2 protein-coding genes are annotated in these 14,579 nt (G+C 74.5%); both read right to left on the reverse strand.

From position 1 onward, the window contains the following. Nucleotides 1-22: 22 nt before the first annotated feature. The gene (locus tag BFV98_RS07675; RefSeq protein WP_369830075.1) at nt 23-9,568 is read right to left on the reverse strand and encodes a type I polyketide synthase; all 9,546 of its coding nucleotides are present in this window, start codon (nt 9,566-9,568) and stop codon (nt 23-25) included. Then, nucleotides 9,565-14,559: a type I polyketide synthase gene (locus tag BFV98_RS07680; protein ID WP_071095627.1), complete on the reverse strand. Its 4,995-nt coding sequence runs from the start codon at nt 14,557-14,559 to the stop codon at nt 9,565-9,567. The genes BFV98_RS07675 and BFV98_RS07680 overlap by 4 nt, the downstream gene beginning before the upstream one ends. Between the last annotated feature and the right edge of the window lie 20 nt (nt 14,560-14,579).

Consider the following 14,579-nt stretch of genomic DNA (forward strand, 5'->3'; position numbering starts at 1 on the left):
GCGCTCCTCAGGGCCGGCCGGGTCACGAGTCGGAGCCTTCCAGGGCCATCCGGACCAGGCCGGCGACGTCGAGTTCGCGGATCTGGGTCTCGGGTGCGGGCGACGTGACCGGGACGGCGGGCGCCACGGCCGGCGTGCCGGCACTCGTACGGGCCAGCTGGAGCAGCTGGTCGAGCAGGCCCGCCTGCCGCAGCTCGTCGAGCGGGATCGCGGCGAGGGCCCGGCGCACCGACTCCTCGTCGCCGCCGTCGCCGTCGTCCCCCTCGCCGCCCGCGAAGAGCTGCTCGTACAGGTGGCCAGCCAGGCCGTCCGGGGTGGGGTAGTCGAAGACGACGGTGGTGGGCAGGTCGTGCCCGGTCGCCGCGGTGAGCAGGTTGCGCAGTTCCACGGCCGTGAGCGAGTCGAAGCCGAGGTCCAGGAAGCCCCGGTCGGTCTCGATCGCGTCGGCCGAGGGGTGGCCGAGCACCTTCGCCGCGTCGACCCGCACCATCTCCAGCAGTGCGGCCCGCCGCTCGTCGTCGGGCAGCGCCCGCAGCCCGGCGAGCAGATCCCGGGAGCCGGGCGCGACCGCGTCCGGCGCCTCGGCGGGGGTGGCGGCCAGTCCGCGTACGGCCGGCAGGTCGGCCAGCAGCGGACTGGGCCGCAGCGAGGTGAACAGCGGCTGGAAGGTGGCCCAGTCGACATCGGCGACTGTGACGCAGCTGTCGCCGGCCGCCAGGGCGTGCCGCAGCCCGGCCATCGCCACACCGGGTGGCATCACCTGCAGGCCACGGCGACGCAGCTGCTCCGCCGCACCCTCGGTGTACATGCCCGACTCGGTCCACGGTCCCCAGGCGATGGAGGTGGCCGCCAGGCCCCGGCCGCGTCGCCGCTCGGCGAGCGCGTCCAGGTAGGCGTTACCGGCCGCGTACGCGCCCTGTCCGCCGCTGCCCCACACCGCCGAGATGGACGAGAAGAGCACGAACACGTCCAGTTCGGCGTCGCCGAGCAGCTCGTCGAGGTGTTCGGCGCCGCTGACCTTCGGGGCGATGACGTACGCCAGGTCCTCCAGGGTGGTGTCGGCCAGCGGCACCACCTCGCTGACCCCCGCGGCGTGCACCACCGCGCGCAGCGGCGGCCCCTCCCGCCGGAGATCGGCCAGGAGGTCGGCCACGGCGGCGCGGTCGGCGGCGTCGCAGCGGACCACCCGGCAGTCCACGCCGAGCCCGGCCAGCTCGGAGAGCAGCTCGGCGGCGCCCGGGGTGTCGGTCCCCCGCCGGCTGGTCAGCACCACCCGTTGCGCGCCCTCGGCGGCCACCCAGCGGGCCACGTGCCCACCGAGCGCGCCGGCGCCTCCGGTGATCAGCACCGTGCCCCGGGGCTGCCACGGCGTGAGCTCCCCGTCGGTGGTGGCCGGTACGAGCCGCCGCACCAGCACCCCGGACTCGCGGACTGCGAGCTGGTCCTCCACGCCGCCGCCGGTGAGGATGCCGCCGAGACGCATCGCCGTCCACGGCTCCAGGTCGGTGGGCAGGTCGACCAGCCCGGCCCAGCGGGCGGGCTGCTCCAGCGCGGCCACCCGGCCCAGGCCCCACAGCATCGCCTGCCGCGCGTTGGCCGGGGCGTCGCCGTCGCCGAGGCCGACGGCGCCCTGGGTGACGCACCAGAGCCGGACCGAGGCGTCGAGGTCGACGAGCTGCTGGAGCAGGTGCACGGTCGCGGCGAGGCCGCGCGGCAGCGCCGGGTGCTCGGCGTGCGGGGCGTCGTCCAGGCCGAGGAAGGACAGGATCGACAGCGGCCCGTCGCCCGCGCCGAGTGCCTCGGTGAGCACGTCGGCGAACCCGCCGCACAGCTCCTCGGAGTCGGCGGCGGTGTCCACGGGCACGATGCTCACCTCGGCGCCCAGGGCCCAGGTGCAGGAGTGCAGGTCGGGGTCGTCCGCCCGGTCGGCGGGCAGCAGCACCAGCCACCGGCCGGGGTCCTGCTCCTGCGGGGTCTCCGCGATGGGCTCCCAGACCACCCGGTAACGGGTGCCGTCGACCAGGGCCTGCTCCCGGCCGCGCCGGCGCCACGCCGACAGGGCGGGCAGCACGGTGCCGAACGGCTGGTCGCGGTGCACGTCGAGGTCGCGGGCCAGCGACTCGAGGTCCTCGGCCTCGACCGCGGCCCAGAAGCGGCGCTCGACCTCGGTGGCCTCGTCGGCGGCCACGAGGGCGGCCCAGGGCGGCGGCTCCGGCCAGTAGCGCTGCCGGTCGAACGCGTAGGTGGGCAGCTCGACCCGCTGGGCGCCGGTGCCGGCGTAGAGGACGGACCAGTCCGGGGAGACGCCGTGGGTGTGCAGCGCGGCGAGCGCGCGCAGCAGGGTGGTCGGCTCGGCGCGGTCCCGGCGCAGGGCGGGCACCACCAGTGGGGCCCGGCCGCCGGCCGGGGCCTCGGCCAGGACGGCCTGGGCGAGGGCGGTGAGCACCCCGTCCGGACCGATCTCGACGTAGCCGGTGACGTTGCGCTCGCGCAGTGCCACGACGGCGTCGGCGAAGCGTACCGCCTCGCGGGCGTGGCGCACCCAGTAGTCGGGCGTGCCGATCTCCACCGTCACCGGCGCGCCGGTGACGGTGGAGACCATCGGGATGCTCGGAGCCGCGTACCGCAGCCGTCCGGCGACGGCGGCGAGGTCGTCGAGCACCGGATTCATCAGTGGACTGTGGAACGCGTGGCTGACCGTCAGGCGCCGGACCCGGACGCCCCGGCCGGCCCACTCGGAGGCCAGTTCCTCGACGGCGTCACCGGCCCCGGACACCACGACGGCGGAGGGGCCGTTGACGGCGGCGACGGAGACCCGGTCGGCCCGCTCGCCGAGCGTGGCGGTCACCTCGGCCTCGGTGGCGGCGACGGCGAGCATCGCCCCGCCGGCCGGCAGCGCCTGCATCAGCCGGCCCCGGGCGGCGACCAGCTCAGCGGCGTCGGCCAGGGAGAGCACACCTGCGGCGTGGGCGGCGGCGATCTCGCCGATCGAGTGCCCGGCGACAGCGTCGGGGCAGACCCCCCACGCCTCGAACAGCCGGAACAGCGCCACCTCCACGGCGAACAACGCCGGCTGGGTGAATTCGGTGCGGTCCAGCGCCTCGGCCTCGGGCGTGTCGGGCTCGGCGAAGAGCAGTGGCTTGAGCGGGCGGGGCAGGTGCGCTTCGAGGGCGGCGCAGGCCTCGTCCAGGGCGGCGGCGAAGACGGGGAACGCCTCGGCCAGCTCGCGACCCATCCCGGCCCGCTGGGCGCCCTGCCCCGAGAACAGGTACGCCACCTTCGGCCGGGGCACCGCCACGCCGGTGACCACCAGCGGCGCGTCCTTGCCGGTGCCGAGGGCGCGCAGCCCGGCATCCAGCGCGATCCGGTCGGTGGCCAGCACGACGGCCCGGTGCTCCAGGGCGGCCCGGGCGACGGCCGACGACCAGCCGACGTCGACCGTACGTGGCGCCTCCAGCCCGGTGAGCTGCTCGGACCAGCGCTGCGCCTGGGCGGCCAGCGCGGACGCCGAACGGCCCGACAGCAGCACCGGCACCACCGGCAGCCGCGCCGGGTCACCCGTCGGCTGCTCGGCTTCGACCGGCTCCGGGGCCTGCTCCAGGATGGTGTGCGCGTTGGTGCCGCTGATGCCGAACGAGGAGACGGCGGCGCGGCGCGGGTGGTCGGTGACCGGCCAGGGGCGGCCCTCGCCGAGCAGTTCGACCGCGCCGACGCTCCAGTCCACCTGGTCGGTCGGCTCGTCGACGTGCAGGGTCTGCGGCAGGTAGCCGTGCCGCAGCGCCAGCACCATCTTGATGATCCCGGCGACACCGGCGGCGGCCTGGGTGTGACCGATGTTCGACTTGATCGAGCCGAGCCAGAGCGGCTGCTCGGCGGGCCGCTCCCGGCCGTACGTGGCGAGCAGGGCCTGCGCCTCGATCGGGTCGCCGAGCTTCGTGCCGGTGCCGTGCGCCTCGACGGCGTCCACGTCGGCCGGGGCGAGGCCGGCGTTGGCGAGCGCCTGCCGGATCACCCGCTGCTGCGACGGCCCGTTCGGGGCGGTGAGGCCGTTGGAAGCGCCGTCCTGATTGACGGCGCTGCCCCGGATGACCGCGAGCACCGGGTGACCGTTGCGGCGGGCGTCGGAGAGCCGCTCGACGAGCAGCAGGCCGAGGCCCTCGCCCCAGCCGGTGCCGTCGGCGGCGGAGGCGAACGCCTTGACCCGGCTGTCCGGGGCGAGGCCCCGCTGCCGGCTGAAGCCGACGAACACCCCGGGGGTGGACATGACGGTGACACCGCCGACCAGGGCGAGGGAGCACTCCGAGCGGCGCAGCGCCTGGCAGGCCCAGTGCAGCGCGACCAGCGACGACGAGCAGGCGGTGTCCACCGAGACGGCGGGCCCCTCCAGCCCGAGGGTGTACGACACCCGGCCCGAGAGGACGCTGCCGGCATTGCCGGTCATCAGGTGCCCCTCGGCGCCCTCGGCGCTGAACATCAGGTTGCGGTAGTCCTGGTAGTTGGTGCCGACGAAGACGCCGGTGGCGCTGCCGCGCAGCGTGTGCGGGTCGATCCCGGCCCGCTCGATCGCCTCCCAGGACGCCTCCAGCAGCAGTCGCTGCTGCGGGTCCATGGCGAGGGCCTCGCGGGGGCTGATGCCGAAGAAGCCGGCGTCGAAGTCGGTGGCGCCGGTGACGAAGCCACCCTCCCGGGCGTAGCTGGTGCCCTCCTTGTCCGGGTCGGAGTCGAAGAGCCGGTCCAGGTCCCAGCCCCGGTCGGTGGGGAACTCCCCGATGGCGTCGCCGCCGGAGGCGAGGAGCTGCCACAGCTGCTCCGGGGTGTCCGCCCCACCCGGCAGGCGGCAGCTCATCGCCACGATGGCGATCGGGTCGTCGTCCTCGGCCGCGGTGGCCGGGGCGGGGGTGGACACGTCGGGCACGATCCCGGTGAGCAGTTCGCCGAGGTGCGCGGCGAGCACCGTCGGGTTCGGATAGTCGAAGGCGAGCGTCGCGGGCAGCCGCAGGTCGGTGGCGGCGGCCAAGAAGTTGCGCATGTCGACTGCCGTCAGCGAATCCAGGCCGAGGTCGCGGAAGGGCTGGGTGGCCGGGATGTCGTCGGCGGCCCCGTAGCCGAGGGCCGTCGCCGCGCACTGCCGCACCAGCTCCAGCAGTGTCGCGGCGCGCTCCCCCGGCGCGAGCGCGGCGAGCCGCCGGGCGAGGGCCGACGGTACGTCCGTCTCCTCCTCGGCGGCCTCCTGCCCGGCCGGCTGCGTCGCCTCCTGGGCCTCGGCGAGGTCGCCGATCAGCGGGCTGGGCCGCACCAGGGTGAACGCGGGGGCGAAACGGGCCCAGTCGATGTCGGCGACGACTGTGGTGGGCTCGTCGCGGCGCAGCGCCCGGGCAAGGGCCTCGACGGCCAGTTCCGGGTCCATGCCGATCATGCCGCCCCGGCGCAGCCGCTCCTGGGCGCGCTCGTTCTCGGCGGGCAGGCCGGCCCCGCGCCAGGCACCCCAGGCCACCGAGAGGGCGGGCAGTCCCTCGGCCCGGCGCCGCTCGGCGAGGGCGTCGAGGAAGGCGTTGGCCGCCCCGTACGCGCCCTGCCCGGCGTTGCCGGTGGTGCCGGCCACCGAGGAGAAGAGCACGAAGGCGTCCAGGTCGAGGTCGCGGGTCAGCTCGTCCAGGTGCAGCGCGGCGACGCACTTCGACGCGGCGACTGTGTGCAGGCGCTGCGCGGTGACGGTGTCGACGATGCCGTCGTCGAGGACGGCGGCGGTGTGCAGCACGGCGCTCAGCGGGGCGTCGGCGGGGACGGCGGCGAGCAGATCGGCCACCTGTGCCCGGTCGGCGACGTCGCAGCGGGCCACTGTGACCCGTACGCCGAGGTCGGTCAGCTCCGCCTCCAGCTCGGCGGCGCCCGGGGCGTCCGGGCCGCGCCGGCTGGCCAGCAGGACGTGCGCGGCGCCGGAGCGGCCCGCCCAGCGGGCCAGATGCCCGCCCAGTCCGCCGGTGCCACCGGTGATCAACACGGTGCCGCGCATCCGCCAGGTGTCGTCCGCGTCGCCGGAGGCGGCCGGCTCGGGTTCGGTGATCCGGGTGAGGCGGCGGACGAAGACGCCGGAGGCGCGGACGGCGAGCTGGTCCTCGCCCCGGCCGGACTGCTCCGCGCCGTCGTCGCCGAAGGCGTCTTCGCCACCGCTGGCGCCGAGCGCCGCGCAGAGCAGCGCGCCGGCCTGCGCGTCGAGCACGTCGGGCAGGTCGAGCAGGCCGCCCCAGCGGGCGGGGTGTTCCAGGGCGACGGCGCGGCCGAGCCCCCAGACGGAGGCGGCGGCGGGGCGTGGCGCCGGGTCGTCGGCGCAGGCCACGACGGCTCCCCGGGTGGCGCACCACAGCGGCGCCTCGACGCCGAGCAGCCCGAGCGCCTGCACCAGCAGGGCGGTGCCCGAGACGGCCAGCGAGGTGGCCGGGTGCTCCGGGTGCGCCCGCTCGTCCAGGCCCAGCAGCGAGAGCACGGCGACGGGTCCGCCGGGGCCGGCGAGCGCGGCGCTGAGCCGCTCGGCCAGCGCCGCCGGATCGCCGGTGGCGTCCAGCTCCACCGGGACGACGTCCGCGCCGAAGTTGCCGAGGGCCGACAGCACGTCGGTGACCAGCGGGTCGTCTTCCAGCGCCGCGGGCACCGGCACGAGCCAGGTGCCGGCGAGCCAGGTCAGCGGCAGGTCGGGCAGGGCTCGCCAGGTGACCCGGTAGCGCCAGCGGTCGATGTCCGGGGCGGCGTCGGCCGCGGCGAGGAAGAGCGGCGGCGCGGGCCAGTACCGGTGGTGGTCGAAGGCGTAGGTGGGCAGGTCGACGGTGGCCGTGGCCGGGAGCACCTTCGTCAGGTCGACGGGCAGGCCGACGGTGTACGCGGTGGCCAGGTTGGTCAGCAACCGGGTCACGTCGTCGTCACCACGACGCAGACTACCGATGGTGTGCCCACTCACACCGGCGTCGTCAAGAATCGCAGTCACCGGCATCGCCAGCACCGGATGCGGACTGATCTCGACGAACGTGGTGTGCCCGGCGGCCACAGCCGTCCGCACGGCCGCGTCGAAGAGCACAGTCTGCCGCAGATTGTCGTACCAGTAGTCAGCGGTCATCACCGCCGGGTCGACCCAGTCCCCGGTGAGAGTGGACACGAGCCGGGTATGACCGGCCCGCGGACTGACACCGGCCAGATCCGCGCGGAGCTGCTCGGCGACCTCCTGCACCGCGGGTGAATGCGACGCGTAGTCCACCGGGATCAACCGGGCACGGACACCCTCGGCCCGGCACGCCTGCACAAGGCCGGCGACACGCTCCGGCGGACCGGACACCACGACGGTGGACGGACCGTTGACCGCCGCGACCCCGACACCCGCAAACGCGGGCAGCCGCTCGGCCACCGCGTCGACCGGCAGGTCCACCGACGCCATCGTCCCCGTACCACGCAGCACGGCCAGAGCACGCGAACGCAGCGCCACCGTCCTCGCCGCATCCTCCAGACTCAGAATGCCCGCCACACACGCCGCACCGATCTCACCCTGCGAATGGCCGATCACCACCTCCGGCACCACACCCGCCGCGCGCCACACAGCCGCCAGAGCGACACCGACGGCCCACAGCACCGGCTGCACGACCTCGACCCGCTCCAGCCACGACTCGTCCTCACCCGTGAGCACCGACACGAGATCCACATCGAGATACGGCGCCAAAGCCCGCCGGCACTCGGCCAAACACTCGTCGAACACCGGCACACGACCCACCAGGCCCGCCGCCATCCGCACCGACTGCGCACCCTGACCCGGAAACACGAAAACCGGACCCGCACCCGGACCCGACGCCGCCCCCGCGACCACATTCCCCGCCGGCTCACCGGCAGCGAAAGCGTCCAGCCCAGCGAGCAACCCCTCAGCAGACGACCCGACGACGACCACCCGATGATCGAACGCCGACCGGGTGGTCGCCAACGACCACCCCACCGCCACCGGATCGACCTCACCCCGCTCACGCACGTGCCCCGCGAGCCGGACAACCTGCCCAGCCAACGCAGCCCTCGACCGCGCCGACACCGGCCAGACAACCACATCCGAAGCGACCAGACCGGACCCGGACACGGACTCGACAACACCCGGCTCGACCGGCTCGGTCGGCTGCTCGATGATCACGTGGGCGTTGGTGCCGGAGATGCCGAACGAGGAGACGGCGCCCCGGCGTACCCGGCCCGTCTCGGGCCACGGGCGTGCCTCCGTGGCCAGTTCCACCGCGCCGGCCGCCCAGTCGACGTGCGGAGACGGCGCGTCGACGTGCAGCGTCGCCGGCACGAGGCCGTGCCGGATGGCGAGCACCAGCTTGATCACGCCGGCCACGCCCGCGGCGGCCTGGGCATGGCCGATGTTCGACTTCACCGAGCCGAGCAGCAGTGGCGGGGCCTCGCCACGGTCCTGCCCGTACGTGGCGATGAGCGCCTGCGCCTCGATCGGGTCGCCCAGCTTGGTGCCGGTGCCGTGCGCCTCCACGACGTCGACGTCGGCGGTGGAGAGCCGGGCGGAGGTGAGGGCCTGGCTGATGACCCGCTGCTGCGCCGGCCCGTTAGGCGCGGTCAGCCCGTTCGACGCGCCGTCCTGGTTGACGGCCGTGCCGCGTACCACCGCCAGGACACGGTGGCCGTTGCGGCGGGCGTCCGACAGCCGCTCGACCAGCAGCCAGCCGACCCCCTCGGAGAACCCGGCGCCGTCGGCGGCGGCGGCGAACGACCGGCACCGCCCGTCGGTGGAGAGTGCGCGCTGCCGGCTGGATCCGATGTAGAGGCCCGGAGTGGCCATCACCGTCACCCCGCCGGCCAGCGCCAGGTCGCACTCCCTCGCCCGCAGCGCCTGCACGGCGAGGTGCAGCGCCACCAGAGACGACGAGCAGGCCGTGTCGATGGAGACGGCCGGTCCTTCGAGCCCGAGGGCGTACGACACCCGGCCCGACGCGACGGCCGCCGCGCCCCCGGTCATCGAGTGCCCCTCGTCGCCGTCGGGCGACATCATCAGCAGGGTGCCGTAGTCCTGCCCGTTGGTGCCGACGAACACCCCGGTCCGGCTGCCGCGCAGCGAGGCGGGATCGATACAGGCGGCCTCTACCGCCTCCCAGGAGGTCTCCAGCAGCAGCCGCTGCTGGGGGTCCATGGTCAGCGCCTCGCGGGGCGAGATGCCGAAGAAGGCGGAGTCGAAGTCGCCGGCCCCGTCGACGAACCCGCCCTCCCGGGCGTACGAGGTGCCCGGGTGGTCGGGGTCGGGGTGGTAGAGGCGCTCCAGATCCCAGCCCCGGTCGTCGGGGAAGGGCGCGACGGCGTCCCGGCCCTCCCGCAACAGCTCCCACAGGTCGTCGGGGTTGCGCACCCCGCCCGGCAACCGGCAGCTCATCGCCACGATCGCCACCGGCTCCAGTTCCTGGGACTGGGCCTCGCTGAGTCGGCGGCGGGTGTCGTGGAGATCAGCCATGACCCGCTTGAGGTAATCGCGGAGCTTGTCTTCATTGGCCATCGGAGTGCCGCTTCCTCGAAAGAGACGGGAGAGAGCTGGAGCTGGGGTCAGGAGATGCCGAGGTCCTTGTCCACCATCGCGAACAGTTCATCGTCGGTGGCGTCGTCGAGATGCCGACCGATGTCGGCGCCGCCGCTGTCCTGGCCGAGCCGGGAGAGCATCGCCTGCAGGCGTACGGTGGCCCGCACCCGGGCCGCCTCGTCCCGCGCGACCACGTCGAGGCCCTCGGCGATCCGGTCCAGATCGTCGAGGAGCGCGTTCGGGGTGACCACGTCGTCATGGGCGACCTCGGCGTAGAGGTACTCCGCCAGGGTCGTCGGGGTCGGGTAGTCGAAGACCAGGGTGACCGGGAGGGCCACGGCGGTGGCCGAGCCGAGCCGGTTACGCAGCTCGACGGCGGTGACGGAGTCGAAGCCCAGCTCCCGGAACGCCCGATGCTCGTCCACCGACTCGGCGGACGGGTAGTTGAGCACGGCGGCGACCTGGCTACGGACCAGGCCGAGCAGCACGGCGAACCGCTCGGTGGCGGGCAGCCCGGCGAGCCGGTCCCGCAACGACTCCGGGCCGTCGCCGACCTCCACACTGGCCACCGCCTCGGCGGCGGCGAGCCGCCGGACGTCCGGCAGGTCGCTGATCAGCGGACCGGGCCGGGTGGCGGTGAACGCGACGGAGAACCGTTCCCAGGCGATGTCGGCGATGGTGAGGAACGCCTCGCCGTGGTCCACGGCCTGGTGCAGCGCGGTGATCGCCGCCTCCGGGGTCATCTCGGGTACACCGTGGCGGTGCAGCAGATCGCCGAGCGGCCCGTCGGCCATACCGCCGCCGGCCCACGCCCCCCAGGCGATGGAGGTGGCGGTGAGGCCGAGGCCGCGACGGTGCTGGGCCAGCGCGTCGAGGAACGCGTTGCTCGGGGCGTAGTTGCCGACGCCGGAGCTGGCCACGCTGCCGGCGAAGGACGAGAACATGACGAACGCGGACAGCTCGTGGTCGAGGGTCAGCTCGTGCAGGTTGTACGCGACGTCGACCTTGGCCTGCAGCACCCGTTCGATCTGCTCGGGCCGGATGTCGTTGATCATGGCGTCGTCGAGGACGGCGGAGGCGTGCACGACCACGGTGAGCGGGTACTCGGCGGGGATCTGGTCGATCAGCTCGGCCAGGGCTTCGCGGTCGGAGGCGTCGCACTCGGCCACGACGGCCTGGGCGCCCAGCGCGGTGAGGTCGTCGACGAGCTGCTGCGCACCGGGTGCGGCCATGCCCCTGCGGCTGACGACGACGATGTTCTCCACACCGCTGCGGGCCAGCCAGCGGGCGGCGTGCCCACCGAGCGCGCCGGTGCCGCCGGTGACGAGCGCCGTGCCGTACGGCTGCCACGGGTTGGCGGGCTGGCTGTCGCCGAGCGGGACGCGGGTGAGCCGGCGGGCGAGCAGGCCAGTCGGCCGTACCGCGATCTGGTCCTCGTCCCCGGCGGTGGTGAGGGCCGCGACGAGCAGGTCGGCGCAGCGGTCCTCGACGGCCTCGGGCAGGTCCACGAGCCCGCCCCAGCGCTGCGGGTGCTCCAGCGCGGCGACCCGGCCGAAGCCCCAGACCAGCGACTGCACCGGGGAGCGCAGCAGGTCGGCCATACCGACGGACGCGGCGCCGGAGGTGACGCTCCACATCGGCGCGCGCAGGCCGATGTCGCCGAGGGCCTGGAAGAGCGCGACGGTGGCGGCGAAGCCGCCGGGCACGGAGGGGTGCAGCGGGTGGGCCAGTTCGTCGAAGGCGAGCAGCGAGACCACGCCGGTGACCTCGGCGGTGGCGTCGCCGCCCGGTGCGGCGGCCAGCGCCTCCCGCAGCAGCTTGCCGAACTGGTCGCGGTCGACGTCGGGCGTGGAGACGGCCACCGGGACGAGGGTCGCGCCGGCCGCCGCGAACGCCTCGACGCAGGCGTCCTGCCATGGCTCGATGATGTCGCCGGTCGGCAGGACCACGACCCAGGTGCCGTCCATGCCCCGGTTGGCGACGCCGGTCAGCGGCTTCCAGGTGTCCTGGTAGCGCCAGCTGTCGATGTCGGCCTGCCGGCGCCGCTGCCGGCGCCAGGAGGCGAGCATCGGCAGGGCCGGCAGCAGCGCGTCGAGGACCTCGTGTGCCGGGGTCTCCTCGGTGGCGATGGTCTCGGCGAGGGCCGTGACGTCCCCGCTCTCGACGGCGGCCCAGAAGCCCGCGTCGCCCGGGTCGCCGCTCATGCCCGACAGCAGGCTCTCCAGGTCGGGCCCGCCGCTGCCGTCGAGCCAGTACCGGTGGTGGTCGAAGGCGTAGGTGGGCAGGTCGACGGTCGCCGCGGCCGGGAGCACCTTCGTCAGGTCGACGGGCAGGCCGACGGTGTACGCGGTGGCCAGGTTGGTCAGCAACCGGGTCACGTCGTCGTCACCACGACGCAGACTACCGATGGTGTGCCCACTCACACCGGCGTCGTCAAGAATCGCAGTCACCGGCATCGCCAGCACCGGATGCGGACTGATCTCGACGAACGTGGTGTACCCGGCAGCCACAGCCGTCCGCACGGCCGCGTCGAAGAGCACAGTCTGCCGCAGATTGTCGTACCAGTAGTCAGCGGTCATCACCGCCGGGTCGACCCAGTCCCCGGTGAGAGTGGACACGAGCCGGGTGTGGCCGGCCCGCGGACTGACACCGGCCAGATCCGCGCGAAGCTGCTCGGCCACCTGCTGCACGGCCTCGGAGTGCGACGCGTAGTCCACGGGGATCAGCCGGGCGCGGACGCCCTGCGCCTGGCACGCCTGCACGAGGTCGGCCACGGGCTGCGGCGGACCGGACACCACGACGGTGGACGGCCCGTTGACGGCCGCGACACCGACACCCGGGAACTCCCCCAGGCGCTCGGCAACCGCGTCGGCCGACAGGTCGATCGACGCCATCGTCCCGGTCCCCCGCAGCACCGTCAGCGCCCGCGACCGCAACGCCACTGCCCTCGCAGCGTCCTCCAGGCTCAGGATCCCGGCGACACAGGCCGCGCCGATCTCGCCCTGCGAGTGACCGATCACCGCGTCCGGGACGACGCCCGCCGCGCGCCACACGGCCGCCAGGGCGATGCCGACGGCCCACAGCACGGGCTGCACGACCTCGACCCGCTCCAGCCACGACTCGTCGTCACCGGTCAACACCGCGATGAGGTCCACGTCGAGGTACGGCGCCAGGGCCCGCTGGCACTCGGCCAGCTTCGCGTCGAACACCGGCGTACGACCGACGAGCCCGGCCGCCATCCGCGCCGACTGCGCCCCCTGACCCGGGAACACGAAGACGGGACCTGCGCCGGCGCTGGTGACCGTACCGGTGACGAGGTTCCCTGCCGGCTGGCCGGCGGCGAGGGCGTCCAACCCGGCCAGCAGCTCGTCGGCGGTCGACCCGACGACGGCGGCACGGTGGTCGAACGTCGAGCGGGTGGTGGCCAGCGACCAGCCGACCGCCGCCGGATCGATCTCGCCGCGCCTGCGCAGGAAGTCCGCGAGCCGGGCCGCCTGCCCGCCCAGGGCGGTCCTCGACCGGGCCGACACCGGCCAGAGGGTCACGTCCGAGGCGACCAGGTCCGGCCGGCGCGCGGGCTCGACGGCGCCGGTCCCGTCCGCCTGCTCGCCGTCGACGGTCGCCGCCTCGGCGACGCGCGGGCGGTACTCCTCGAGGATGACGTGGGCGTTGGTGCCGCTGACCCCGAAGGAGGAGACGCCGCCGCGGCGGGGGCGGTCCAGCTCCGGCCACGGCTTGGACTCGGTGAGCAGGGAGACCGCCCCGGCCGTCCAGTCCACGTGCGGGGACGGCTCGTCGATGTGCAGGGTCTCCGGCATGACGCCGTTGCGCAGCGCCATCACCATCTTGACCAGACCTGCGACGCCGGCGGCGCTCTGGGTATGGCCGATGTTCGACTTCACCGAGCCCAGCCACAGCGGCCGGTCCGCCGGGCGGTCCTGCCCGTACGTGGCGATGAGCGCCTGCGCCTCGATCGGGTCGCCGAGGGTGGTGCCGGTGCCGTGCGCCTCGACCATGTCGACGTCGGCGGTGGAGAGCCGGGCGTTGGCGAGGGCCTGGCGGATGACCCGCTGCTGGGAGGGGCCGTTGGGGGCGGTGAGCCCGTTGGAGGCGCCGTCCTGGTTGAGGGCGCTGCCCCGGATCACGGCGAGGACCGGGTGGCCGTTGCGTTCGGCGTCGGCCAGCCGCTCCACGACGAGCACGCCGCCGCCCTCGCCCCAGCCGGTGCCGTCCGCGCCGGCCGCGAAGGCCCTGCACCGGCCGTCGACGGACATGCCGCGCTGCCGGGAGAAGACGACGAACACACCGGGGGTGACCATGACGGTTACGCCACCGGCGATGGCCAGGTCGCACTCGCCGCGGCGCAGCGCGTTCACGGCGAGGTGCAGGGCCACCAGCGAGGAGGAGCAGGCGGTGTCCACGGTGACGGCCGGGCCGTTGAGGCCGAGGGTGAACGAGATCCGGCCGGACGCGACGCTTGTGGTGTTGCCGGTGCCGATGTACATGTCGACGCCCTCGGGCACGTGCGGCAGACCCATGCCGTAGTTCGAGGTGCTCAGCCCGACGAAGACACCGGTGGAGCTGCCGCGCAGCGACAGCGGGTCGATGCCGGCCCGCTCGACGGCCTCCCAGGACGTCTCCAGCAACAACCGCTGCTGCGGGTCCATGGCGAGGGCCTCACGCGGGGAGATGCCGAAGAGGGACGGGTCGAAGTCGCCGGCACCGTCGAGGAACCCACCGATGCGGGTGTAGCTCTTACCCGGCTTGTTGGGATCGGGGTCGTAGAGCGCCTCCAGGTCCCACCCCCGGTCGTCGGGGAACTCGGTGAGCGCGTCCCGGCCGTCGGCGACGAGCTCCCACAGGTCCTCCGGCGACCGGACGCCACCGGGGAAGCGGCAGCTCATGGAGACGATGGCCAGCGGCTCCTGATCCCGGGCCTCGACGGTCTGCAGCTTGCGCTTGGTGTCGTGCAGGTCTGCGGTCACCCGCTTGAGGAAGTACCGCAGCTTGTCGTCGCTCATCGGGTGGCCCCTGCCTCGAT

This window comes from Micromonospora sp. WMMB235 (assembly GCF_001855515.1).
Classification (GTDB): domain Bacteria; phylum Actinomycetota; class Actinomycetes; order Mycobacteriales; family Micromonosporaceae; genus Micromonospora; species Micromonospora aurantiaca.

What these genes read in the sequence shown, in the direction of transcription:
- BFV98_RS07680 (WP_071095627.1), bottom strand. Translation starts at nt 14,559, where the DNA reads ATGAGCGACGACAAGCTGCGGTACTTCCTCAAGCGGGTGACCGCAGAC.